The sequence below is a fragment of the Enterobacter sp. 186315 genome, assembly GCF_053290175.1.
Window position 1 is genome coordinate 270778 of record NZ_JBPTTK010000001.1, and the last position, 24244, is coordinate 295021.

Genomic DNA, 24244 nt, shown 5'->3' on the forward strand with positions numbered 1-24244 from the left:
TAGAGGGCGAAAGTTGCTAGGATTCATATCATATTGTTATAAATTGGTGGGGATGATGGCGAAACGGGAAAACTATAATGAGCTGTACCTGTTCATGCAGGTGGTACGGGAGGGGAGCTTCACGGCGGCCGCGCTTCGGCTTGGGCTGGCGCAATCCGGGATCAGCCGCTCGGTTCGCGAGCTGGAAGAGCGATTGGGTGTTCAGCTTCTGGTCCGTACTACGCGCAAGCTGTCGCTGACTCACGCCGGGGAACAGCTTTATCAGACCGCCGAGTCTGCATTCGATACGCTCGATACGGGTCTGGCGAACCTGGCACACTATCGTCAGACGCCGTCCGGCACGGTGCGTATTAATGCCAGCCAGCACGCCATCGACAAATGTCTGCTGCCAAAGCTCGCCATTTTTAAACAGCGTTATCCGGATATCCGACTGGAGCTGATAAACGAAAGCCGCTTCGTTGACATCATCGCCGAGCGGTTTGATGCGGGTGTCAGGCTGGGGCCAGAGGTAGGGCAGGGGATGATTGCCGTGCGCATTACCCCTGATATGGAAATGGCCGTAGTGGCTACACCGGAACACTTTCGCCGCTACGGTTTTCCCCAGACGCCTGCGGATTTAGTGGTTCATCCCTGCATTGCCTACCAGTTTGCCGACGGGGGTGACTACCAGTGGGAGCTGGTTCAGGACGGGAAGAAAATCATCCATCGGCCAGAGGGGCAATGGGCGCTGTCTGACAGCTACATGGAAGCCGAAGCCGCCCGGCTGGGACTTGGGCTGGCCTATGTTCCGGTGGAGCTGGTGGCTGACGATCTGGAGCGAGGAACGCTGATCCGCGTGTTGCAGCGCTATAGCCTGCACATGGACGGGTTATATCTCTATTATCCGCACCGCAACGTGTCGCCTGCCCTGAGGGTTGTGATCGATACGCTGAAAATATAGCGTTATTTCAGGGATAAAGAGAATGGCAGGAACACGCCTTCATTCATTTGGAAGATTTAAAGAGGGTATTGCAAGATGGACAGACAAGTTGAGAGCCCTTCTGAACGCGGGTAAAGCTGTGTTCTGAATCTTTTGCACAGCCTGGACATGTGCATTTCACTAAATAATTACGATGAGTTTGTGTTTTTTTACGTACTGACATAGGGAGCTCCTGCTATAAGGGGATAAAAACAATATACGTTTAAAATGATGATTACTTATTTTTTTAACAATATTTGAAGAGATTAAGACGTCAGGAAGTATAAATAAAAAAACCCGCTCGGAGCGGGTTCATTTTATTATCAGTAGCACATAACTGCTCAGGCCAACGCCTTCATCGCTATCGTAAGCGCCACTGATAATAAGCACCTATTACAGTGCAGTGACATTACCGGCCGCAGGGCCTTTAGCGCCATTTTCAATGGTGAAGGACACTTTCTGACCTTCATCCAGAGTTTTGAAGTTATCGCCCTGGATTGCAGAGAAATGCACGAATACATCTTTGCTGCCGTCGTCAGGAGTGATAAAGCCAAAACCTTTATCTGCGTTGAACCATTTTACTAAACCAGTCATTTTATTAGACATAGATAATTCCTTAATTTATGAGCCACATAGCGCGGCGATGATGGCCTGTATTGAGAGAGTTACTTATTTGGCACTTAGGAGAAGGCTCATGAAGAAGGGATATCTAAGGATAACACCTGAACTGAGGACTGCTTTACTAAAACTGCTTTCATAAGGTCTGTTTTCCAAACCGATGGCGCTATTAAGACATAGAATATTTATTACTGCAATGTAAATATTATTTTATTTCAACCATTCAAACCCCCGGATGGCTGAACGTTTGATAATAAGTGTTATGTCTTTTCCTCAACGGGTCGCGGTCGTAAAGTGCCTGCGTTGCGGCACATCCGCAATCGGGCGTAGGAACCCGTCAACCATGTTCTGGCGCTGACACAGGTGATGATGGGGAGTAAGGACGCTGACGAGGAGAGGCGACAGCGCCCTTTGAAACATGTAATTAATGCGATCAGTTCCCGGTATCCAGAAGCGACGTACCGTATGAGTTGTCGATTGTACAAAGCCAGCGTCCGTCGCGCTCTTCCCGAAAAACATAGGTCGCGCGGCGCGATATTTCCGTTATCCCACCCTGACCGTCTGGAAAACGCAGAACGGTTTCCATGATAACAAGCGCATTTCCGCCACCCTCGATCACCTGCATCTCACCTTGTTCTACGGTCAACTGGCCCTGAAAATAATCAGCGATGGCAATAAACGCGCTGCGGATATTCTCTTTGCCTTTAACCGTCATGCCGGGCTTGACCACCAGCGCCGCGTCGTCGGCGTAGTATTTCATCAGGGCGTCATAGTTTTTGGCGGTGATGGCGCGATCGCAGGATTCGATTATCTGGCGTAGCGGATGTGGAGTCATGCGCATTTCCTCTTTAAGGGGTAAACACGTATTAACGTAACAGCCAGGGCGTTTGTATAGCTACCCGATTTTATGGCTGGCAGGGGCGTTAACGTTATTTTACTAATTTTGCGAAAATTGCCGTTAACATGACCAGTAAAGACAAGGAAAATAACGCATCCGGCCATTCTGTCGCGTCTGGGCAACATATGTTATCGTCCAGGAAACTGACAAAATTTAAAGGTGAATACGGATGGAAAAGACCTTCACTCCTGAACAAATTGACATTATCAATCGTGTTGTCTTCAGCCATATCGATAAAATGACTGAGGAAGTGGCTAACATTGTTGAAAAAACAGAGAAAGCCGCGCACGGGGAACTTTCCGATCGCGGCATTAATATGACTGATTTTTATCCTGCCAATCAGCCATTTTTAATGATGACAATCGTACAAACATTGATAGACCGGGTGCATGGTGGGGACATGGTTCTTGCTCAAAAAGTGATAACTATGGAAGCGAAAAGACTGAATGTCAGCGTCAGCGTCGAGGCGGATAAATCAGGCATATCGGGCATTAACGATTAAACTGCCAATCATGCCCGTTTCTGGCACACAGCGGACTTAACTTTCATAAATGATGCGTCAGGCAGAGGTTATCTCTTATACCCTGACTGCAAATAAACACCGTTCTACAGCTTCTCAGACAGATTCAATATCTCCGTCCGGCGCATGGCAGACCGCTTCAATATTATGGCCATCAGGCGCAATGACAAATGCGGCATAGTAGTTTTCGCCGTAGGCGCGTAAGCCCGGCGCGCCGTTATCCCGGGCGCCCGAACGCAGCGCCGCCGCGTAAAATTTATCAACCTGCTGCCGGGTTTTTGCGACAAACGCCAGATGCAGGGGTGCCGGTTTGTCATTCGTCTGGAACAGGCAAAGTGAAACATCGCCGGCACTCATTTCCAGACCGTAGTCAGGTGTGCCTTCATCAATGAGTTCCACGCCCAGCGGCTGAAGCGCATTGAGGAAGAACGTTTTACTTTTTTCGTAATCACTTACGCCAAATTTGACATGATCGAACATGATCTACTCCTCAGAGGTTATGAACCCATAAAGAGTATATAAAGAGAGTGAAGTCGTACGGGATTAAGCACGGGGCGATGTGACGAGCGTCAATTTTGGGAATGACCGCCTCTGCCGGGGCATACTATCTGTTCAGACAAACGGCAAAAAAGAAGGCGAGTCGGGCACGCGTACTGCGTACGGTCCCGACTTTTTATTACATGTCTGCGGATCCTGGCGGGAATAAGCTGGCATGCGTTTGCCCCGTTGACGGGCAATCAGGCCGCTTTCACCGCTCTGATTTTTTTCGGTTCAGCCGCATCGGATTCCGTTTTATCGGTAGCCGCTGGGGCAGAGAGATCGGGAAGCTTGCTGGTACGCAGAATATGCTGCACGGTCTCTTTCTGCTCGGCAAAATAAAGACCAAGATCTTCAGCCTGCTTCTCGTCCATCTGCATTCCGCTTTGCAACAGCCAGTCGGTGAACGCGTCTGCCATATCGAGCAGCTTGTCGTGAGCGTCAGCCTCTTTCTTACTGGCAAATGTCATTTTCTCTTCACCTTTTCTTACGACAACAAATTTTGTTTCAACAGCCATCACGCACCTCTCATACTGTGTTTATATACAGTATAGCAACAGCGATTTCATGTTGCAGCTAAAAAATGTTCACATTTCTGGCGAGGAGGGGGCAGCGGTGGAAATCGTGCGCCGCCATGCACCAGGGGCCTGACCATACTGACGCTTAAAGCTGCGGTTGAAGGACTGCTGGGAGTCAAAGCCCAGCGCGATCGCCACGTTCAGGATCGGCTCATCGCTGTGGGATAGGCGCTCGACCGATTTTTGCAGCTTTTGCGCGCGAATGTACCCGGCGAGGGGATAGCCCGTATGTTCTTTAAACAGGCGCTGAAGGTGCCATTTTGAATAGCCGGATCGCCTGGCGACGGACTCAATGTCCAGACGGCTGTCCAGGTTATGGTCGATCCAGTCGAGTAAATCATGCATAAAGGCGTCTGTGTTCATTCGGGTATCCCCACGCTGCATTTTTAAAAGTAACTTTGTCTGTTGCATTAAAAGGTGGCGCGTTTTGGAATTAATTGCAAGTTTTATTGTTGCATTTAAATCCTTGACCGAAACGGGGCTTTTAACATCGACTCAAATAGCACATAAAGTGCAACAATTATTCTTGCACTTAATTCAGCGCCTTCCTACAATCGCCGCGAATAGTGTATTCGCAACTGTTACAGTTTTGTGGCGATGAACGACACAAATGGCCTTAAGCCAGCTACCGGACAAAGGAAGTGGCGCAGCGACTCCCGCAGCGTCTTGCCCGGCAGCTACCAATACCGGAATAAAAATAATGAGCCTGCAAAAAACCTGGGGTAACGTTTATCCGAGCGCACTGGGGGTGATGTTGCTCTCCTTGCTGCTCGTCGGGTGTGATAACAGCGTCGCGCAGAACGCCGCGCCACCCGCGCCCGCCGTCAGCGCCGCTGACGTGGTCGTAAAATCCATTAGCCAGTGGGACAGCTTTAACGGCCGGATCGAAGCGGTGGAGAGCGTTCAGCTTCGCCCGCGCGTTTCCGGCTACATCGATAAAGTGAATTACACCGACGGCCAGGAGGTGAAGAAGGGCGAGGTGCTGTTCACCATTGATGACCGAACCTATCGCGCTGCGCTGGAACAGGCGCAGGCGAACCTGGCGAGAGCCAAAACGCAGGCCAGCCTGGCGCAAAGCGAGGCTAACCGTACCGATAAGCTCATCAACACTCATCTGGTCTCACGGGAAGAGTGGGAGCAGCGTCGCTCGGCCGCCGTTCAGGCGCAGGCCGATATTCGCGCCGCGCAGGCGGCGGTTGACGCGGCGCAGCTCAACCTGGACTTCACCAAAGTGACCGCGCCTATCGACGGTCGCGCCAGCCGGGCGCTGATCACCAGCGGTAATCTGGTGACCGCAGGCGATACTGCCAGCGTCCTCACCACGCTGGTCTCGCAGAAGACGGTGTACGTCTACTTTGACGTGGACGAATCAACCTACCTTCACTATCAAAACCTTGCCCGCAGCGGGCAGGGCGCGTCCAGCAACCACACGGCGCTGCCGGTGGAGATTGGCCTGACGGGTGAGGAGGGGTATCCCCACCAGGGCAAAGTCGACTTCCTGGATAACCAGCTCACGCCGAGCACCGGGACGATCCGTATGCGTGCCCTGCTGAATAACGCACGGCGTCAGTTCACGCCGGGGCTGTTTGCCCGCGTACGCCTGCCGGGCAGCGCGGAATTTAAAGCCATGCTTGTCGACGACAAAGCGGTGCTGACCGATCAGGATCGCAAATACGTCTATATCGTCGATAAAGAAGGGAAAGCGCAGCGTCGCGACATCACGCCGGGGCGTCTGGCCGACGGTTTACGCATCGTGCAGCAGGGGCTGAACCCTGGCGATAAAGTCATCATCGAGGGATTACAAAAAGTGTTTATGCCGGGAATGCCGGTAAACGCCAAAACCGTCGCCATGACCGCCAACGCGGCCCTCAACTGATCCCCTGACCTGAGAATCCCACCCATGGACTTTTCCCGCTTTTTCATCGACAGGCCGATTTTTGCCGCCGTCCTGTCGATTCTGATTTTTATCACCGGGTTAATCGCCATCCCGCTGCTGCCGGTTAGCGAATATCCTGACGTCGTACCGCCAAGCGTGCAGGTGCGCGCGGAGTACCCTGGCGCCAACCCGAAAGTGATTGCCGAGACCGTGGCGACGCCGCTGGAAGAGGCCATCAACGGCGTTGAAAACATGATGTACATGAAATCCGTCGCGGGCTCGGACGGCGTGCTGGTGACCACCGTGACCTTCCGCCCGGGGACTGACCCCGATCAGGCGCAGGTACAGGTGCAAAACCGCGTCGCGCAGGCCGAGGCGCGTCTGCCGGAAGACGTGCGGCGTCTGGGTATTACCACCCAGAAACAGTCGCCGACGCTGACGCTGGTGGTGCATCTGTTCTCGCCAGGCGGTAAATACGACTCTCTGTACATGCGCAACTACGCCACCCTGAAGGTGAAAGACGAGCTGGCGCGTCTGCCCGGCGTCGGCCAGATCCAGATTTTCGGCTCCGGTGAATACGCGATGCGCGTTTGGCTGGATCCCAACAAGGTGGCGTCGCGCGGGCTGACCGCCTCGGACGTGGTCACGGCGATGCAGGAGCAGAACGTACAGGTTTCCGCCGGACAGCTTGGCGCCGAGCCGCTGCCGAAAGAGAGCGATTTCCTGATCTCCATTAACGCGCAGGGCCGTCTGCATACCGAAGAAGAGTTTGGCAATATCGTGCTGAAAACGGCGCAAGACGGTTCGGTCGTCCGGCTGCGCGACGTGGCGCGTATTGAAATGGGCTCCGGCAGCTACGCGCTGCGTTCCCAGCTCAACAATAAAGACGCGGTCGGGATTGGTATCTTCCAGTCGCCGGGGGCGAACGCCATCGACCTGTCAAACGCGGTGCGCGCCAAAATGGACGAACTGTCCACGCGCTTCCCGGCGGATATGAAGTGGGCGGCGCCTTACGATCCGACCGTTTTCGTGCGCGACTCCATCCGTGCGGTGGTGCAAACGCTGCTGGAAGCGGTGGTGCTGGTCGTGCTGGTGGTGATCCTGTTCCTGCAAACCTGGCGCGCGTCGATTATTCCGCTGATCGCGGTGCCGGTTTCGGTGGTGGGCACCTTCAGCATTCTTTACCTGCTGGGCTTCTCGCTCAATACCCTGAGCCTGTTCGGGCTGGTGTTGGCCATCGGTATCGTGGTGGATGACGCCATCGTGGTGGTGGAAAACGTCGAGCGAAATATCGAAGAGGGGCTGGCCCCGCTTGCGGCCGCGCATCAGGCGATGCGCGAGGTGTCCGGGCCGATTATCGCGATTGCGCTGGTGCTGTGCGCGGTGTTTGTGCCGATGGCGTTTCTCTCGGGCGTGACCGGACAGTTCTACAAGCAGTTTGCGGTGACGATCGCCATCTCCACGGTGATCTCCGCCATCAACTCGCTGACGCTCTCCCCGGCGCTGGCGGCGCTGCTGTTAAAACCGCACGGCGCGCCGAAAGATTTTCCGACCCGGCTTATCGACCGTCTGTTCGGCTGGATTTTCCGTCCGTTTAACCGCTTTTTCCACCGCAGTTCGAACGGCTATCAGGGGCTGGTGGGCAAAACGCTCGGCCGTCGCGGCGCGGTGTTTGCGGTCTATCTGCTGCTGCTCTGCGCGGCGGGGGTGATGTTTAAAGCGGTACCCGGCGGGTTTATACCGACCCAGGACAAGCTGTACCTGATTGGCGGCGTGAAAATGCCGGAAGGCTCATCCCTTGCGCGCACCGACGCGGTGATCCGCAAAATGAGCGAAATCGGCATGAACACCGAGGGCGTGGACTATGCTGTCGCGTTCCCGGGACTGAACGCGTTGCAGTTCACCAACACGCCGAATACCGGGACGGTGTTCTTTGGCCTGAAGCCGTTCGACCAGCGCAAACATTCCGCTGCGGAAATAAACGCCGAGATCAACGCCAAAATCGCGCAAATCCAGGAGGGCTTTGGCTTCTCTATTCTGCCGCCGCCGATTTTAGGGCTGGGACAGGGATCGGGCTATTCCCTGTACATTCAGGATCGCGCGGGCCTGGGCTATGGCGCGCTGCAAAACGCGGTGAACACCATGTCCGGCGCGATTATGCAGACGCCGGGGATGCATTTCCCCATCTCAACCTACCAGGCGAACGTGCCGCAGCTGGACGTGCAGGTTGACCGCGATAAGGCGAAAGCGCAGGGCGTGTTGCTGACCGATCTCTTCGGTACGCTGCAAACCTATCTGGGCTCGTCGTACGTGAATGACTTCAACCAGTTCGGGCGCACCTGGCGCGTAATGGCTCAGGCAGACGGCCAGTTCCGCGACAGCGTGGAGGATATTGCTAACTTACGTACCCGCAATAATCAGGGCGAAATGGTGCCGATTGGCAGTATGGTGAACATCAGCACCACCTACGGTCCGGACCCGGTGATCCGCTACAACGGCTACCCGGCGGCGGATTTGATTGGCGATGCTGACCCGCGCGTGCTCTCGTCCACGCAGGCGATGACGCAGCTGGAAGGTATGTCGAAGCAGATCCTGCCCAACGGGATGAACATTGAATGGACCGACCTGAGCTTCCAGCAGGCCACGCAGGGGAACACGGCGCTGATCGTCTTCCCGGTCGCGGTGCTGCTGGCGTTCCTGGTGCTGGCGGCGCTGTATGAGAGCTGGACGCTGCCGCTGGCGGTGATCCTCATCGTGCCGATGACGATGCTGTCCGCGCTGTTTGGCGTCTGGCTGACCGGGGGCGATAACAACGTGTTCGTGCAGGTGGGGCTGGTGGTCCTGATGGGGCTGGCCTGTAAAAACGCCATTCTTATCGTGGAGTTTGCCCGCGAGCTGGAAATGCAGGGCAAAGGGATTATGGAAGCCGCGCTGGAGGCGTGCCGCCTGCGTTTACGCCCGATCGTGATGACCTCCATCGCCTTTATCGCCGGGACCATTCCGCTGATCCTCGGCCACGGCGCGGGTGCCGAAGTACGCGGCGTTACCGGGATCACGGTCTTCTCCGGGATGCTGGGCGTGACGCTCTTTGGTCTGTTCCTCACGCCGGTGTTCTACGTGACGCTGCGTAAACTCGTGACGCGCCGCAAAGAGGAAAGGGACGCTCTGCCTGCATAAGGTTGTTGCAGATAACAAAAAACCGCCTTCACTGTGAAGGCGGTTTTTTTATGGTGCGCGAAAAAATTAGTGAGCTTCTTTATATTTCGCCATCAGCTCCGGCACCGGATCGCAGCCGCTGGTGTCAGCTTTTTTGACCTCTTCCAGAGCGCTCGCCACGGTATGGCGAGCCAGTACCGCCAGCGAAGCCTCTTCGGCTTCTTCTGAGATAGATTTGAAGTACCAGCACGCGTTAGCGCTGACCACGCAGCGGGCCGGCACGTCAGGGCGCGACGCCCAGAGCTTTTTATCTTCGATAACCGACAGGTAAATATCGCGAAGGGTGATCTCTTCCGGCGGGCGACCAAGATGAATGGAGCCGTTGCGGCCAAGCGTTGAAACGATAATGCCGTCACGCGTGAGCGGGACCATCAGTTTGCGGATGAAGCTCGGGTTCGCTTCCAGACCGTAGGCCAGAATCGCACTCGTCGAACGTTCGCCCAACTGCTCCGCCATCGCTACGCTGAGAACCATCTGCAAAGCTGTCGGGAAGCGGTAATCTAACATGTTTGTTTCCTGGGTCGCGGTGAATTTTGTTCTTTTTGGCACCGCAGAGGTGAATAAGCAATAAACAACAATATAACAAATACGGGAATTTTTTTGAAGCAATCTGCGGCATTTGCGATCGAACACCCTTTTCCTGTTTAGCTAAACGTGCGGTTAGGGAAGTTACCCTTCGCCTCAGACACGGCTTGCGTAAACACGCAGAGATTCAGGCGCTGCTATCTATAAAAGGATGCTTTATGTTAGTCGCACCTATCCGTCAGGGCACAACCATGATTACAGTAGAGAAGTCAGATCCAAATTCTTCAGAATCCTGTTACCTGATCGAACTGCTGTCAGCAGAACTCGCCGCCATTACGGGTGACAACGGCAAAAGCAATTTTAATGCGGAAGCAATGAGTGATGAAAAAGCCCTATGGGCATTAGCAAAAAATACCCAAGGCAAAGCAATAGGGTGCGGTGCGATACGGCCATTGACGCAACATACGGCCGAGCTTAAAAGAATGTTTTCAGACCGAAGTATGCCAGGGGTGGGTAGTGCGTTACTCAATTTTCTTGAAAAATCTGCAAAAGAGATGGGGTACACCGAACTTAGGCTGGAAACCCGACATATCAACTATCGGGCCGTCAAGTTCTACAAGAAAAAGGGTTATGTCCGTATTGAAAATTATGGCCCATACATAGGCAGGACTGAAGCGATATGCTTTTCAAAAGCATTGCGCTGAATATTTGAATCTAATTTAGCGTCTACGCTTATTGCACAAACTAAACACTCAGCATCATATCCCGGCTTCAACCGTCGCCATCATCGACGGTAGCTCGCTAACCAGTTTATCAACGGCCAGTCTGACTTTCAGGGAGAGGTGAGGCGTGCGCGGCCATACGGCATAGACGGGCCAGCTTCCTGACGACTGATTTTTGAGAATTTCTTTCAGGCTGCCCGTAACAAGCTGCTCGCGCACGAGCCAGTAGGGCAGCCAGACGATGCCGCCGCCTGATATCGCGACATCTTTTACCGCCTGCATATCATCCATCATGATTCTGGCGGGCGGGATCATCTCCGTCATTTCACCCCTTTCATTTTTAACCTGCCACTTCAAAACGCGTCCTGAATGGATATAGGCAATCGCGGCGTGGTGCTTGAGTTCCTTTGACGAAGCTGGCTCACCGGCCCGCTGGAGATACTCCGGAGAAGCGCAGAAAACCATGGTGTGAGAGGCGAGTTTACGGGCGATCAGGCTGCTGCTGTCGGCCAGGGCGCCGATTCTGACGGCCATATCAAACCCTTCTTCCGGTAAGTCGACCTGACGATCGCTAAAGGACATTTCCAGCGTCAGCCCCGGATGTTCCTTTGTCAGCGTGGAGAGCAGCGGTGAAATACATAGGTGTCCGAGCAGAACGGGGACGGACACCCTGAGTTTTCCGCTGGCCTGCATTTTTCCGCCTTCCAGAATATCCTCCGCCGTTTTGATTTCGTTAAGCGCCCGGCGGCAGTATTCATAATAAAGCGAGCCTTCATCAGTCAGGCTCTGGGTGCGGGTTGTGCGCTGAAAAAGGGTAACACCCAGCCTTTCCTCAAGCCGGGATATGGTTTTCGCAACGGCCGAGCGCGTTACGTTCAGTTTTTCCGCCGCCTGCGAAAAACTGGCCGATTCAGCGGCGGTCACGAAAACGGGAATACTGCCGATCTCACTTTTCATATTGTTGCCTTAGCGGAATCAATAATGAGAAATACTATCTCCATTGTCATTAAAGAGGCAATGCTAGAATCTTGAGCATCCGTTATTTATGACGCTGGAGTCACCATGAAACGCTGGATTTTGAACGAAACAGGGCGTGAGAACTTAACGCTTATAGATGCAGACATCCCTCAGCCTGGCCCGAATGAAGTGCTGGTTCGGGTCAACGCTGTCTCTTTAAACTTTCGCGATAAGGTCATCATAGAGGGCGGAATGGGCATGGGTATGCCGATGCCCTTTACGCCGGGCTCCGATATGGCTGGCGTGGTGGAGGCGGTGGGTCCAGGCACCACTCGCTTCTGCGAGGGCGATCGCGTGATCTCCTCCTTTAACGCCGACTGGATTGACGGAAAGCTGCAAAACACCGCCAAAAATCCGCACTACAACACGATTGGCTACGCCATTCAGGGGGTGCTGGCCGAGTACGTGGTGATGAATGAAGCGTGGCTGGTCCACGCCCCGCAGACGCTGACCGATGCCGAAGCCAGCACGCTGGTCTGTGCCGGACTGACGGCCTGGTTTGCGTTGATTGAGCGCGGCGGGCTTCGCGCCGGGGAAACCGTGCTTGTTCAGGGAACCGGGGGCGTAGCGCTTTTCGCGCTTCAGATAGCGAAAATGGTGGGTGCTGAAGTTTACGTTACCTCGTCCAGCGACGAGAAGCTGGCTGCGGCGGTGGCGCTGGGAGCCGATCATGGTATTAACCGTAACAAAGAGGACTGGGTCGAGGCCGTGTACCGACTGACGAATGAACGGGGTATCGATCATGTGGTGGATACGGTGGGCGGGCGTAACTTTGCCGATTCTGTTCGCGCGGTGGCATCACATGGACGAATCTCTCTGATTGGAATGATGGACATCCACGATACGTCCGCCCCTGGATCGCTGCTGTTGTTGAAATCGCCGACGGTTCAGGGAATTGGCGTGGGCCATCGCCGGGCGCTCGAAGATTTTGTCCGGGCCGTTGACGGCGTCAAGCTGAAACCCGTTATCGATAAATCATTTAGCCTTGAAGAATTGCCGGAAGCGCTAAACCAGCTCGATAAAGGGGCGTTCGGGAAAATCGTGATTAACGTGGGTTGACGGGCATGATAATCATTCAGGGGGCAGATAGGTACCCCTGACAATGATTCATTGTTCGCACCCTTGGTTTTGCGAAAAATAATTAGGGCCCGGATTTACAGCATTAAAGCTATCTTTCTCAAAAATCATGTTCTTTTCAAGTGATACGTCATCAAAAAACTGATCTGGGTTGCTGCGAAATTTGATAAAGCTTACGCTTACTGTACGCATCATCTGCGTACTGAACGATATCTATTTCCTCAAGATTATCATGACTACGAAATATTTTATTAGTGAGTCGAGGTGTGGACGCCGCATTCTGATTATACAAAGGGTAGCGCACTCCGCCCATAATTAGACCATTCTCTGTCATCCGTAATGGAGTGGGTGAAATATCCCGGCACGTAAAAGGCTTAGAGAGATCGATTACATGACTAAATAAATTTGCATGAGCGGGAAACAGTGGGCTGATGGAAAGTGACAAGATCAAAAGTACTTTTTCATCGGAAATGAACTGAGCTTGTATATAGTTGAAGTACTTAAATGATAATTATTTAAATAAAAAATCAATGGGTTATTTCGTGATTATGTAATTTTAGTGGTTACTATTAATGATATTTAGAAAGTAATAGCCCTGTTCTTGGGGCCGCTAAAATCTCGGATCGCTGCAACCGTTTCCAGTTTAATTTTGATATCTTCCGGCGTATAGAGATATTTTCGATAGCGTCGACGACTGTGCTGGTCAAAACAGGTGATAATGTAACTCAGGATGAATTTTTAATACCTGTTACAAGCTCTTTACCAACTACGTAAACTCTTTACATTGTCGAGCTTCGTTTGTATTTAATTTTAGCCCCGTGTCTTTAAGGAAAAACGACCTTATGCGGGCCTGATTGATGGTAAGACGCCGCGAGTCAGAGCTAATATGTGCTAGCAATGAATCAAGTGGTTAGAGTAGGAAAAGACTCGCGTATTAGATCAAGGCGCTATGAAATGGTAAAAAACCCTACAAAGTTTAATTACTTCATTATAAACTACTTCCTTGGAAGGAGCAATTTCTCGCCCAAGGTCATCATAAATTATGTCTTCCTTAATATAAAAATCCCCATAATATCCAGCATTGTTTGTACCCTTATTGATAGTGAAATATTCTTGCCCAAGGTATTTTTTGGAAAAATTATAACTTATGTAAAAGTCAGACATGGTTTCATCCCATCCACATGAGCCAACAATGAGATCAATCATACGCGATACAGGTAAGTTTACTCTCCCGATATATTGGAAGTCTTTTTGAAAAGGTAAGCTGCATTCATCTCTTAAAAATTGCAATTCTATGTAATCATCTTTAATTATAATATTTAACCCCCCCATTCCATCGAGATAGTAAAAATGATTTTTTCGGCACCAATATAAACTAAAAAATTCGATATCTCGCAAATGGGAAAATATCTCACGGTGCCTTTGGATGTTTTCAATGTAAAGATCAGTGTGTTGGTCGTTTCGAATAAACCCTATTGACTCCAGTGCTTTTATTTCTGCATTGTTTTTCCATTCCTTCAACATTTCAACACTGTAGGATCCTTTGTCTGAATCAATTAACCAAGCATGTATACGGCACATCCAAATCCCATTCTGGATAGACTTTCTTTGTTCTTCAGTCATTTCGTAGTTATATCTTGGCCCATTTGGGGAGGCTGCTTCAATATGACACGCTTGACCTATAGATATCCGTTTATTTGGATCGGCATGAGGTCCAACTGTGATTTTGTTGCAGTCAGGATATGAACAGCACCAGCCTACTCTTTCTGCCAGAATACGTTTGACACTTTCTGGAAAATCATCTCTCATCGAATGAAAACCTCTTAAATATACATGATAAATAAAAATTTATTTTTAGAATTAGATATATTTTTTTAGTTGTATGTTTGCGTCTAATTACGAAATTATTATCATAATTAAAGGAGCAGGGGAAGCGTTTTATTAATAAGTTTTTACTTATTGGGTTGAACTTCGTTATCGGAGTATTTGGTATATCAGGAAGTTCTTGCTATTAAAAAAACAAAAAAGCCAGCAACGTGTGCTGGCTTTTTCCATCACCGATACAGCGTCTTGTCCGCCACCGGAATCAACAGTTCAGACTGCCAGCTCGCCAGCGTCAGCCGGGCCAGCTGCCCGAGTGCGGCGTAGAACGGATGTCCGGCGTTGTCGATAAACACCTCCAGGAAGCGCTGGCTCCACGGCAGCAGATGCCAGGCCAGCAGCTGGTCGCGCTCGGCATCGCGGCCGTTCTCGGTAAGCCATGCGGCGAGCATCAGCAGGGTGCCGAAGTGATCTTCCGGCTCGTTCTGCTGCATCTCGAAGGCAATCGCGTTTTCGCGCATCCACTGGCGCAGCGCGAGGGTCGAGTCGCCGAACAATACGGATTCACGATCCAGCCACACCGAGCCCCACGGCGGGGCGGGCAGGGCGTACGGGCCGATAAACAGGCGCTGCCAGGCGTCGGTAAGCGGCTCGTCCGATGGGGCGCGGAAGGTTTCCGCGATGGGCTGGAGCGCGTCGGAAGAGAGCGGCCAGTCGTGTGTCCAGTCGCTTGCGGTCAGCGCGCTCACCAGCGGCGCAACCTGCTCGTCTTCCGGGGAGTAATAAAACAGCGCGCCCAGAACCCGGGCGCTGAACGCGAACGACTCGCGCTGTGAAACATCATTCATAACACCATTCCTTGCTCGCGTGCGGGTTGCCCCGCACGCGCGTATTAACCGGCAATCGCCATACCTGCGGTCATGTGCAGGCCATAAAATAGCCCGCGACCGATTAGCTCACCGAGAACCACCAGCACGAGGCCCGCGAACAAGCCAATGACTTTTGGCTCCTGACGACGCGCAAGCGGGCACAGCCAGCAGCCTAAACCCGCTGCGAGCAACAGGATACGCCAGATTTGCAGCGTGCCATAGTCCGGCAGCAGGGCGCTGGCCTGTTGAACTGAACTATGAATACCTGCCAGCGCGTTGCTTTGCCCGACCACCACCGCCACGCTTGCGAGCAGAGCCAGCACGCTGATGGCGGCCGCCAGCTTACCCTTAAACGACGCTTTCGCGGCGCGCAGCAGCAACGCCGCGAACAGCGGGCCGCCCAGCGCCATGGTCAGGAAAAAGCCCAGAGTGGTGTAGCCGGTGTACCAGGTCGGAACGGTATCAATCTGATACACGCGGGTCATGGCCCAGACGAACACAATGCCGAGGATCTGGCTGACCACCAGCCAGATTTTACCCAGCGCGGGCGGCATCTTGTTGAGCACGGAAATCAGCCACCAGAAGCCGCCAACCGCAAAGAACACCGAGCCCGCGGCAATTTCGTTGCTGAGCGCTGACGCGCCGATGCGGTTAAGGGAGTTAAAGGCGCGCATGGGCGTGCCGAGGTGGAGCACCGAGGCGATAAAGCCGATCCCCATCACCACCCACAAGAAGAACATGCTGCGCACAATCCGCGTTCTGGCGGCGCTGTCTTCCTCTTTAAACCAGGCGCACCCGGCGACGATTAGCGCGCCCGCCACGCACTGCCCGAAGACGGTGAAGATCACCAGCGGCCATTCATGCCATCCACTTCCCATCTCACACCTCCTTCGGGTTTGCCAGATAGCCGGTGGTGTCACCCGTCGGACGGCTGTTGGCGTTAGGTTTAATCACAATGCTTGGTTTGGTGAAGTGCGCGGACGGCAGCGGCGCGACCGCCGCCAGCTGACCGTGTTTTTTACGCAGCTCTTCAATCGGGCCGAAGTCCAGCGCGCGCAGCGGGCAGGACTCGACGCAGATCGGCTTTTTGCCGTCGGCCACGCGGGTGTGGCAGCCGTCGCACTTGGTCATGTGCCCTTTGGCTTCGTTGTACTGCGGCGCACCGTACGGGCAGGCCATGTGGCAGTAGCGGCAGCCGATGCAGACATCTTCGTTCACCACCACAAAGCCGTCGTCGCGCTTGTGCATCGCCCCGCTCGGGCAGACCTTGGTACAGGCCGGATCTTCGCAGTGGTTGCAGGCAATCGACAGGTAATAGGCGAAGACGTTCTGATGCCAGACGCCGTTGTCCTCCTGCCAGTCGCCGCCCGCGTATTCATAGATACGGCGGAAGCTGACTTCTGGGGTTAAATCTTTGTAGTCCTTGCAGGCCAGCTCGCAGGTTTTGCAACCGGTGCAGCGGCTGGAATCAATAAAAAATCCATACTGGGTGGTCATCAGTTATTCCTTATGCCTTCTCGATCTGCACCAGGTTGGTATGTTGTGGGTTGCCTTTTGCCAGCGGGGAAGGACGATGGGTGGTCAGCGTGTTGATGCAGGCCCCGTGGTCAACGCGGTCGCCCGTCATGTTGGCGTCGTGCCATGCGCCCTGGCCCATCGCGCTTTCGCCCGGCATGATGCGCGGCGTCACTTTTGCCGGAATGCGCAGCTCGCCGCGACCGTTAAACACGCGCACCATGTCGCCGTTTTTAATGCCACGCTGCGCGGCATCGACCGGGTTCAGCCACACCTCCTGGCGACAGGCCGCTTTCAGCACGTCAACGTTGCCGTAGCTGGAGTGGGTTCGCGCCTTGAAGTGGAAGCCGAACAGCTGGAGCGGGTAGGTGCTGCGCTCGGGCGCGTCCCAGCCGTCAAAGGTAGAGGCATAGACCGGCAGGGCGGTGATGGTTTCGTCTTTTTCCAGCTCCCACTTCGCGGCGATATCGGCGAGTCGGCTCGAATAGATTTCGATTTTGCCGGACGGGGTTTTGAGCGGGTTGGCTTCAGGATCCTCACGGAACTTTTTATAGGCAACGAAGTGTCCGTTCGGATCTTTGCGCTTATAAATGCCCATTTTTTTCAGTTCGTCGTAGGACGGCAGAAGCGGATCTTTTTCAAGCATTTTGGCGTACAGATGCTGCAACCACTGCTCCTGGGTGCGCCCCTCGGTGAACTGCTGATACACGTCCGGGCCGAGGCGTTTCGCCACTTCGCTCATGATCCAGTAAATCGGCTTACGCTCGAACTTCGGCGCGGTCACGGGCTGGAGGAAAATCAGATAGCCCATGTTGCCCGCGTAGTCGTTAGGAATAATGTCTTCCTGCTCGACGGTCATCAGGTCCGGCAGCAGGATGTCGGCATACTTCGCTGACGAGGTCATGAAGTTTTCGATCACCACAATCATTTCGCACTTGCTGTCGTCCTGCAAAATATCGTGGGTTTTGTTGATATCGGAATGCTGGTTAGTGATGGTGTTACCGGCATAGTTCCAGATAAATTTGATCGGCACGTCGAGCTTGTCTTTCCCGCGCACGCCGTCGCGCAGGGCGGTCATTTCCGGGCCACGCACGATGGCATCCGTCCAGCTAAAGCAGGAGATCTGCGTTTTAACCGGGTTAACGAGCGGCGGCATACGTTCAATGGTGATGGTGTAGGTGGATTCACGCGCGCCGCTGTTGCCGCCGTTAATGCCGACGTTGCCGGTCAGGATCGACAGCATGGCGATGGCGCGAGAGGTCTGCTCGCCGTTGGCCTGACGCTGCGGTCCCCAGCCCTGACAAATATAGGCCGGTTTCGCCGAGCCAATTTCGCGGGCCAGCTTGATGATGCGGTCGGCAGGGATCCCGGTAATGCGCGACGCCCATTCCGGCGTTTTGGCGGTGCCATCTTCGCCCTGGCCGAGAATATAGGCCTTGTAGTGGCCGTTGGCGGGCGCGCCTTCCGGCAGCGTTTTCTCGTCGTAGCCGACGCAGTATTTATCGAGGAACGGCTGGTCGACCATGTTCTCGTCGATCAGCACCCACGCAATCCCGGCCACCAGCGCGGCGTCGGTGCCCGGGCGAATTGGGATCCACTCGTCTTCACGTCCGGCGGCGGTATCGGTGTAGCGCGGATCGATGACGATCATGCGCGCATTCGAGCGTTCGCGCGCCTGCTCAAGGAAATAGGTGATCCCGCCGCCGCTCATGCGCGTTTCGGCCGGGTTATTGCCGAACATCACCACCAGTTTGCTGTTTTCGATATCGGAGGTGCTGTTGCCGTCGTTAGAGCCGTAGGTGTAGGGCATTGCGCAGTTGATTTGCGCGGTGCTGTAGGTGCCGTAGTGGCTGAGGAACCCGCCGTAGCAGTTCATCAGGCGCGCCACCAGCGAGGCGTAAGGAGAAGAGCGGGTGATGTTGCCCCCGACAATCCCGGATGAGTAGTTGATGTACACCGCTTCGTTACCGTACTTCTCCACCACGCCTTTCAGGCTGGCGGTAATGGTATTCAGCGCCTCGTCCCAGGAGATGCGTTCGAACTTGCCTTCGCCGCGTTTGCCGACGCGCTTCATCGGATAGTTCAGGCGGTCCGGGTGGTTGATGCGACGACGGATAGAACGCCCGCGAAGACAGGCGCGAACCTGGTGATTGCCGTAGATGTCCTCCCCGGTGTTGTCGGTTTCAACCCAGTAGACTTCGTTATCGCGCACGTGCAGGCGAAGGGCACAGCGGCTGCCGCAGTTAACCGAGCAGGCGCCCCAGACGACGTTATCCTCAGGGGATTGCATCGCGCTCTGAACGGCCGCGGCGGCACGTTTTAATCCGAAGGGGAGGGAAAGGCCACCGGCGGCAAGCGCCAGTGAGCCAATTGCGGTGGATTTGACCAGTGAACGGCGGCTGATCCCGCCCTGGTTGTCTGCCTCTGACATAACTCACTCCATCATTGTAAGTAAGAATTATTTACTCCCGTGACTACAACCGGGCTAATGATGGGTGAGTTTTACTTATTTATGGGTATGAAATATTAATCCTTATCAATTCAACGGACATTGTTGAGATGACAGGGGATAAAAATCACTGCGGCTCGCCTTGCGTATTATCCTGCGTGCCGGATGCCGCGCCGCTACCTGTGCGGGTGTACAAAATTTTGAAGGTATCGTTGGCACAATGCCCAACAACCTGCGCATCCGGCTGGTCAGCCTGATCGCCTGGCACGATGTTCAGCGTGAAGCCCGATTCCGGGACGCCGTTATTAATAATTTTCTGCTGAATGTCGCTCTTTACGCGTTCGCAGGAATCCGGGGCAGCCAGCAGGGCCGGGGAAGCACTCATCAACAGCAGGGCGGTAATCCAGGGTAACCGTTTCATCATCTGACTCCTTTTCTCTGTGTGTTTTTTAATTCTAGCAGGGTTAGTGTAAACGTCTGTATTTGCTAATATGATTGGGAATTATCTCCCTGCATCGGTAAATAACGTGAAGAAATACGCAGTGATAGGGCTACTGGCGACAGTGCTGGCAGGTTGCGACAACAACTCTGCGCCGCTCTCTTTTTCGCCGGAGATGGCGAGTTTTTCGAATGAATTTGATTTCGATCCCCTGCGCGGGCCGGTGAAAGATTTCACCCAAACCTTGCTCAACGAGAAGGGCGAAGTCTCGAAACGGGTCAGCGGCACGGTATCAACGGAAGGCTGTTTCGACACGCTGGAGCTGCACGATCTGGAGGCCAATACCGGCGTTGCGCTGGTGCTGGACGCTAACTACTACCTCGATGCGGAAACGCAGCAGCGCAAGGTGAAATTGCAGGGTAAGTGCCAGCTTGCGGAGCTGCCCGCAGCGGGCATTACCTGGGACACCGACGATAACGGTTTTGTGGTGGCCGCGCGCGGCAAAGAGATGGAAGTGAAGTACCGTTACGACGCGGAAGGCTATCCGCTGGGTAAAACCACGATTTCCGGAAAACAGCAGCTGTCGGTGCAGTCCACGCCGTCAAAAGACCCGCGTAAAAAGCTCGACTACACGGCAGTCAGTTTGCTTAACGATAAGCCGCTCGGGCGGGTGAAGCAGAGCTGTGACTACGATCGCCACAACAATCCTGTCTCCTGCGAGCTGTTAATCACCGATGACAGCGTCAAGCCGACGGTCGAAAAGACGTACACCATCAAAAACAGCATTGATTACTATTGATGTAATAAATGAAAACCGCGCAGCTTACTGCGCGGTGGGTTTCAGCAGGCTGGCGGAAGAGGCTTTATGCCCGGCCAGATGCTGATGCTGGAAGATGCACATGCGGATGGTGTTGCGGTACTCGCCGTTAATAAAGAACTCATGAATCAGCTCGCCTTCCACCATAAAGCCCAGCTTGCGGTAGATATGGATCGCCTTTTCGTTCTCTTTATCAACAATCAGGTAGAGCTTGTAGAGGTTCAGCACGTTGAACCCGTAATCCATCGCCAGCTTCGCCGCGCGTGAGGCCAGGCCCTTGCCCTGATGCTCCGGCGAAATGATGATCTGAAACTCTGCCCGGCGGTGAACGTGGTTGATCTCAACCAGCTCCACCAGTCCCGCTTTTTCACCCCCACACTCCACGACGAAACGGCGCTCGCTCTGGTCGTGGATGTGTTTATCGTACAGATCGGACAGCTCGACAAACGCCTCGTAAGGCTCCTCAAACCAGTAGCGCATCACGCTGGCGTTGTTGTCGAGCTGGTGAACAAAGCGCAAATCTTCTCGCTCAAGAGGGCGAAGTTTTAACTCGTCCATGGTGATCCCGCGAGATTAAGGTGCGACCGTGCGGCCGGTACGGCGATCCAGACAGCGCAGGGTGTTTGGCTCCCAGTAGGCGTTCACGTTGGCACTTTGCTGACATTTATCGCGCGCGTCGAATGCGACATCTTCTTTGTCCCACTCTTTCTCGGCGCGTTTGTTCACCTTCTGGCGAAGGTTGCGGGTGTCATTCCATTGTTCTTTGTCCATCGCGGCGTTCTGACGGCTCTGCGCGCTGTCACCAGACTCAATGATGAGCTTGCTGGTTTCGGCGGAGGCCGTGGTGGAAAAAGCGAACGTTGACAGCGCGAACAGGGCTGTCAGACAAAGGCGTTTGCTTAATGTAGTCATAGCGTTTCCTTTTAACGGGTGCAGATAATCGGTATACCCAGGAGGATTCTACACCAATCCAAAAGAGCAGAATACCCGCGCGGCAGGCATGTGAAGGTTACGTGAATTATCGCGTATCATGTCTCAACCAACCCTCAAAAAATGAAAGATATGGTCAAAACAACGCTGCTTTTCTTTGCAACCGCCCTGTGTGAAATTCTCGGCTGTTTCTTACCCTGGCTCTGGCTGAAAAAGGGAGCGTCCGTGTTGCTGCTGATCCCCGCCGGGGTGGCGCTGGCGCTGTTTGTCTGGCTCTTAACGCTGCACCCGGCGGCCAGCGGTCGAGTCTACGCGGCCTACGGCGGGGTGTATGTCTGCACCGCGCTGCTGTGGCTGCGGGTGGTGGACGGCGTCAAACTGAGCGCGTACGACTGGGCCGGCGCGCTGGTGGCATTGTGCGGCATGTTAATTATCGTGGCCGGGTGGGGGCGCGCGTAAGCGCCCTTTGTTTTGTGATCGAACGCTGATTTCACGATCGTTATACTTGTATGGTAGTAGTGTAGTTGAGTAGATTTCCTGCATCACAACATGCGATGTAAGGAACTGGATTATGAAGATTGTTGGGGCTGAAGTATTTGTGACCTGCCCGGGGCGCAACTTTGTCACCCTTAAAATCACCACCGACGAAGGGATCGTGGGGTACGGTGATGCCACGCTTAACGGACGCGAGCTGTCCGTCGCCTCTTATCTGAAAGATCATCTCTGCCCGCAGCTGATTGGCCGCGATGCGCACCGCATCGAAGATATCTGGCAGTTCTTATATAAAGGCGCGTACTGGCGTCGTGGCCCTGTCACCATGTCGGCGATCTCTGCCGTGGATATGGCCCTGTGGGATATCAAAGCGAAAGCCGCCAACATGCCGCTGTATCAGCTGCTCGGTGGCGCGTCCCGCGAAGGTGTGATGGTCTATTGCCACACCACCGGCCACACCATTGACGACGTGCTGGAAGATTACGCGCGTCACAAAGAGATGGGCTTTAAGGCAATCCGCGTTCAGTGCGGCGTGCCGGGCATGAAAACCACTTACGGCATGTCGAAAGGCAAAGGTCTGGCCTATGAGCCAGCGACCAAGGGCAACTGGCCGGAAGAGCAGCTGTGGTCAACGGAAAAATACCTCGATTTTACGCCGAAATTATTTGATGCCGTGCGCAGCAAGTATGGTTTCAATGAGCATCTGCTGCACGACATGCACCACCGCCTGACGCCAATCGAAGCCGCGCGTTTCGGTAAGAGCATCGAAGAGTTCCGCATGTTCTGGATGGAAGACCCAACCCCTGCGGAAAACCAGGAGTGCTTCCGTCTGATCCGTCAGCACACCGTGACGCCAATTGCGGTGGGCGAAGTCTTCAACAGCATCTGGGATTGCAAACAGCTGATTGAAGAGCAGCTGATCGACTATATCCGTACCACTATCACCCACGCGGGCGGTATTACGGGAATGCGTCGTATCGCTGACTTTGCATCGCTGTATCAGGTGCGTACCGGCTCGCACGGCCCGTCCGATCTGTCGCCAATTTGCCACGCGGCCGCGCTGCACTTCGACCTGTGGGTGCCAAACTTCGGCGTTCAGGAATATATGGGCTACTCCGAGCAGATGCTGGAAGTGTTCCACCACAACTGGACCTTCGACAACGGCTACATGCATCCGGGCGACAAGCCGGGTCTGGGCATCGAGTTCGACGAAAAGCTGGCGGCGAAATATCCGTACGATCCAGCCTATCTGCCGGTTGCCCGTCTTGAAGATGGCACCCTGTGGAACTGGTAAAAGAGGAGCGAACAATGAAAAGCATTGTGATTCAAAAACCGAACGAGCTGGTGATTGAGGAGCGTCCCGTTCCGACGCCGGCCGAAGGTGAAGTTCGCGTCAAAATTAAGCTCGCCGGGATTTGCGGTTCCGACAGCCACATCTACCGCGGTCACAACCCGTTTGCCAAATACCCGCGCGTGATCGGCCATGAGTTCTTTGGCGTGATCGACGCGGTGGGCGAGGGCGTTGACGCTTCACGCCTGGGCCAGCGCGTCTCCGTGGACCCGGTGATCAGCTGCGGCCACTGCTATCAGTGCTCGGTGGGCAAACCTAACGTCTGCGCCTCGCTGGTGGTGCTGGGCGTTCACCGCGACGGCGGCTTCAGTGAATACGCCGTGGTGCCAGCGAAAAACGCGTGGGTCATTCCCGATGCGATTTCCGACAAGCACGCGGTGATGGTTGAGCCGTTTACCATCGCGGCGAACGTGACCGCGCAGGCAAAACCGACCGAGCAGGATGTGGCGCTGGTCTATGGCGCAGGCCCGATGGGGCTGGTCACTGTACAGGCGCTAAAAGGCGTGTACAACGTGAAGCAGGTCATCGTGGTCGACAGAATCGACGAGCGTCTGGCAATGGCAGAACGCAGCGGCGCGGATTGGGTATTCAACAACGCCGGGCAGTCCGTTCAGTCAGTGCTGGATGAAAAAGGCGTGAAGCCCACGCTGATTATCGATGCCGCCTGTCACCCCACGATTTTGCAGGAAGCAATTACTCTGGCTGCACCGGCCGCCCGTATCGTCATCATGGGCTTCTCCAGTGATCCAAGCCAGATTGTCCAGCAGGGAATTACGGGCAAAGAGCTGTCTATTTTCTCGTCGCGCCTGAATGCGCACAAATTCCCGGTTGTCATAGAGTGGTTGGAAAAAGGACTTATCGACCCGGATAAACTGGTTACTCATACCTTTGACTACCACCACGTAACAGACGCAATCGAACTGTTTGAAAAAGACCAGCGGCAGTGCTGCAAGGTCTTGCTGACGTTCAACCAATAACAACTAACGCGTTAGAGCCTGCGTAGACAGGCTCTTAGTGGT

General features: G+C 54.1%; 26 protein-coding genes. 10 read left to right on the top strand and 16 right to left on the bottom strand.

What is annotated here, in order from left to right; genetic code table 11:
- Positions 1-55: 55 nt before the first annotated feature.
- The gene (locus tag ACSVHP_RS01320; RefSeq protein ID WP_447550710.1) at positions 56-940 is read left to right on the top strand and encodes a LysR family transcriptional regulator; all 885 of its coding nucleotides are present in this window, start codon (positions 56-58) and stop codon (positions 938-940) included.
- Positions 941-983: 43 nt separating this feature from the next.
- Here ACSVHP_RS01320 and ACSVHP_RS01325 read toward each other — a convergent pair whose 3' ends face one another.
- The 3 genes from ACSVHP_RS01325 to ACSVHP_RS01335 all read right to left on the bottom strand — a co-directional run bounded on the left by ACSVHP_RS01325 (position 984) and on the right by ACSVHP_RS01335 (position 2411).
- Positions 984-1142 (bottom strand): YnfU family zinc-binding protein, encoded by a 159-nt coding sequence (locus ACSVHP_RS01325; RefSeq protein ID WP_447550711.1) that lies wholly within the window; start codon positions 1140-1142, stop codon positions 984-986.
- Between the two features lie 209 nt (positions 1143-1351).
- Positions 1352-1564, bottom strand: coding sequence for a transcription antiterminator/RNA stability regulator CspE (gene cspE / locus ACSVHP_RS01330; RefSeq protein ID WP_010430585.1), 213 nt, complete (start codon positions 1562-1564; stop codon positions 1352-1354).
- A 445-nt stretch (positions 1565-2009) separates the two neighbouring features.
- Positions 2010-2411: a YybH family protein gene (locus tag ACSVHP_RS01335; RefSeq protein WP_447550712.1), complete on the bottom strand. Its 402-nt coding sequence runs from the start codon at positions 2409-2411 to the stop codon at positions 2010-2012.
- A 232-nt stretch (positions 2412-2643) separates the two neighbouring features.
- Between ACSVHP_RS01335 and ACSVHP_RS01340 the strand changes: the two genes are divergently transcribed.
- Positions 2644-2976: a nitroreductase gene (locus ACSVHP_RS01340; RefSeq protein ID WP_447550713.1), complete on the top strand. Its 333-nt coding sequence runs from the start codon at positions 2644-2646 to the stop codon at positions 2974-2976.
- 114 nt (positions 2977-3090) lie between these two features.
- Here the strand turns inward: ACSVHP_RS01340 and ACSVHP_RS01345 are convergent, their stop codons facing one another.
- The 3 genes from ACSVHP_RS01345 to ACSVHP_RS01355 form a co-directional block, all read right to left on the bottom strand.
- Positions 3091-3474 (bottom strand): VOC family protein, encoded by a 384-nt coding sequence (locus tag ACSVHP_RS01345; protein WP_447550714.1) that lies wholly within the window; start codon positions 3472-3474, stop codon positions 3091-3093.
- 257 nt (positions 3475-3731) lie between these two features.
- On the bottom strand, positions 3732-4049 hold the full coding sequence (locus tag ACSVHP_RS01350; protein WP_234675294.1) for a YebG family protein: 318 nt from the start codon (positions 4047-4049) through the stop codon (positions 3732-3734).
- Positions 4050-4118: 69 nt separating this feature from the next.
- Positions 4119-4472, bottom strand: a complete 354-nt coding sequence (locus ACSVHP_RS01355) for a helix-turn-helix domain-containing protein (protein ID WP_447550715.1) — start codon at positions 4470-4472, stop codon at positions 4119-4121.
- 337 nt (positions 4473-4809) lie between these two features.
- Here ACSVHP_RS01355 and ACSVHP_RS01360 point away from each other — a divergent pair, with 337 nt between their 5' ends.
- Both ACSVHP_RS01360 and oqxB read left to right on the top strand, forming a co-directional pair.
- Positions 4810-5985: an efflux RND transporter periplasmic adaptor subunit gene (locus ACSVHP_RS01360; RefSeq protein ID WP_447550716.1), complete on the top strand. Its 1176-nt coding sequence runs from the start codon at positions 4810-4812 to the stop codon at positions 5983-5985.
- Positions 5986-6009: 24 nt separating this feature from the next.
- Positions 6010-9162 carry a multidrug efflux RND transporter permease subunit OqxB gene (oqxB, locus tag ACSVHP_RS01365; RefSeq protein ID WP_417313517.1) on the top strand — a complete coding sequence of 1051 codons (3153 nt, stop codon included), beginning with the start codon at positions 6010-6012 and terminating at the stop codon, positions 9160-9162.
- A gap of 66 nt (positions 9163-9228) precedes the next feature.
- On the opposite strand, the gene ACSVHP_RS01370 is transcribed toward oqxB, so the two are convergent.
- Positions 9229-9708, bottom strand: a complete 480-nt coding sequence (locus tag ACSVHP_RS01370) for an Rrf2 family transcriptional regulator (RefSeq protein ID WP_234675298.1) — start codon at positions 9706-9708, stop codon at positions 9229-9231.
- Between the two features lie 236 nt (positions 9709-9944).
- On the opposite strand from ACSVHP_RS01370, the gene ACSVHP_RS01375 reads away from it, so the two are divergent.
- On the top strand, positions 9945-10430 hold the full coding sequence (locus ACSVHP_RS01375) for a GNAT family N-acetyltransferase (RefSeq protein ID WP_234675299.1): 486 nt from the start codon (positions 9945-9947) through the stop codon (positions 10428-10430).
- 54 nt (positions 10431-10484) lie between these two features.
- On the opposite strand, the gene ACSVHP_RS01380 is transcribed toward ACSVHP_RS01375, so the two are convergent.
- Positions 10485-11405 (bottom strand): LysR family transcriptional regulator, encoded by a 921-nt coding sequence (locus ACSVHP_RS01380; protein ID WP_447550717.1) that lies wholly within the window; start codon positions 11403-11405, stop codon positions 10485-10487.
- Between the two features lie 105 nt (positions 11406-11510).
- Here ACSVHP_RS01380 and ACSVHP_RS01385 point away from each other — a divergent pair, with 105 nt between their 5' ends.
- Complete coding sequence (locus ACSVHP_RS01385) at positions 11511-12524, top strand: zinc-dependent alcohol dehydrogenase family protein (protein WP_447550718.1); 1014 nt, start codon at positions 11511-11513, stop codon at positions 12522-12524.
- A gap of 957 nt (positions 12525-13481) precedes the next feature.
- Here the strand turns inward: ACSVHP_RS01385 and ACSVHP_RS01390 are convergent.
- The 6 genes from ACSVHP_RS01390 to ACSVHP_RS01415 form a co-directional block, all read right to left on the bottom strand.
- Positions 13482-14351, bottom strand: coding sequence for a hypothetical protein (locus tag ACSVHP_RS01390; protein ID WP_447550719.1), 870 nt, complete (start codon positions 14349-14351; stop codon positions 13482-13484).
- A 245-nt stretch (positions 14352-14596) separates the two neighbouring features.
- Positions 14597-15211, bottom strand: coding sequence for a Tat proofreading chaperone DmsD (dmsD, locus tag ACSVHP_RS01395; protein WP_447550720.1), 615 nt, complete (start codon positions 15209-15211; stop codon positions 14597-14599).
- Between the two features lie 44 nt (positions 15212-15255).
- Positions 15256-16110 (bottom strand): dimethyl sulfoxide reductase anchor subunit family protein, encoded by an 855-nt coding sequence (locus ACSVHP_RS01400; RefSeq protein WP_447550721.1) that lies wholly within the window; start codon positions 16108-16110, stop codon positions 15256-15258.
- 1 nt (position 16111) lies between these two features.
- The gene (locus ACSVHP_RS01405; RefSeq protein ID WP_447550722.1) at positions 16112-16729 is read right to left on the bottom strand and encodes a DMSO/selenate family reductase complex B subunit; all 618 of its coding nucleotides are present in this window, start codon (positions 16727-16729) and stop codon (positions 16112-16114) included.
- Between the two features lie 10 nt (positions 16730-16739).
- Positions 16740-19178, bottom strand: a complete 2439-nt coding sequence (ynfE, locus tag ACSVHP_RS01410) for a selenate/tellurate reductase subunit YnfE (RefSeq protein WP_447550723.1) — start codon at positions 19176-19178, stop codon at positions 16740-16742.
- Between the two features lie 145 nt (positions 19179-19323).
- Positions 19324-19617 (bottom strand): DUF1161 domain-containing protein, encoded by a 294-nt coding sequence (locus ACSVHP_RS01415; protein ID WP_234672730.1) that lies wholly within the window; start codon positions 19615-19617, stop codon positions 19324-19326.
- A 70-nt stretch (positions 19618-19687) separates the two neighbouring features.
- Here ACSVHP_RS01415 and ACSVHP_RS01420 point away from each other — a divergent pair, with 70 nt between their 5' ends.
- Positions 19688-20434: a YnfC family lipoprotein gene (locus ACSVHP_RS01420; protein WP_447550724.1), complete on the top strand. Its 747-nt coding sequence runs from the start codon at positions 19688-19690 to the stop codon at positions 20432-20434.
- Positions 20435-20458: 24 nt separating this feature from the next.
- Here ACSVHP_RS01420 and speG read toward each other — a convergent pair whose 3' ends face one another.
- A complete protein-coding gene (gene speG / locus ACSVHP_RS01425; protein WP_234672727.1) occupies positions 20459-21010 on the bottom strand; it encodes a spermidine N1-acetyltransferase in 552 nt (183 codons plus the stop codon).
- A gap of 15 nt (positions 21011-21025) precedes the next feature.
- Positions 21026-21364: a DUF1283 family protein gene (locus ACSVHP_RS01430; RefSeq protein ID WP_447550725.1), complete on the bottom strand. Its 339-nt coding sequence runs from the start codon at positions 21362-21364 to the stop codon at positions 21026-21028.
- 150 nt (positions 21365-21514) lie between these two features.
- On the opposite strand from ACSVHP_RS01430, the gene ACSVHP_RS01435 reads away from it, so the two are divergent.
- From ACSVHP_RS01435 to ACSVHP_RS01445, 3 genes are all read left to right on the top strand, one after another.
- Complete coding sequence (locus ACSVHP_RS01435) at positions 21515-21841, top strand: YnfA family protein (RefSeq protein WP_234672724.1); 327 nt, start codon at positions 21515-21517, stop codon at positions 21839-21841.
- A 112-nt stretch (positions 21842-21953) separates the two neighbouring features.
- Positions 21954-23168, top strand: a complete 1215-nt coding sequence (gene manD, locus ACSVHP_RS01440) for a D-mannonate dehydratase ManD (RefSeq protein ID WP_447550726.1) — start codon at positions 21954-21956, stop codon at positions 23166-23168.
- Between the two features lie 14 nt (positions 23169-23182).
- Positions 23183-24202 (top strand): Zn-dependent oxidoreductase, encoded by a 1020-nt coding sequence (locus ACSVHP_RS01445; RefSeq protein WP_234672720.1) that lies wholly within the window; start codon positions 23183-23185, stop codon positions 24200-24202.
- The last annotated feature ends 42 nt before the right edge of the window (positions 24203-24244 follow it).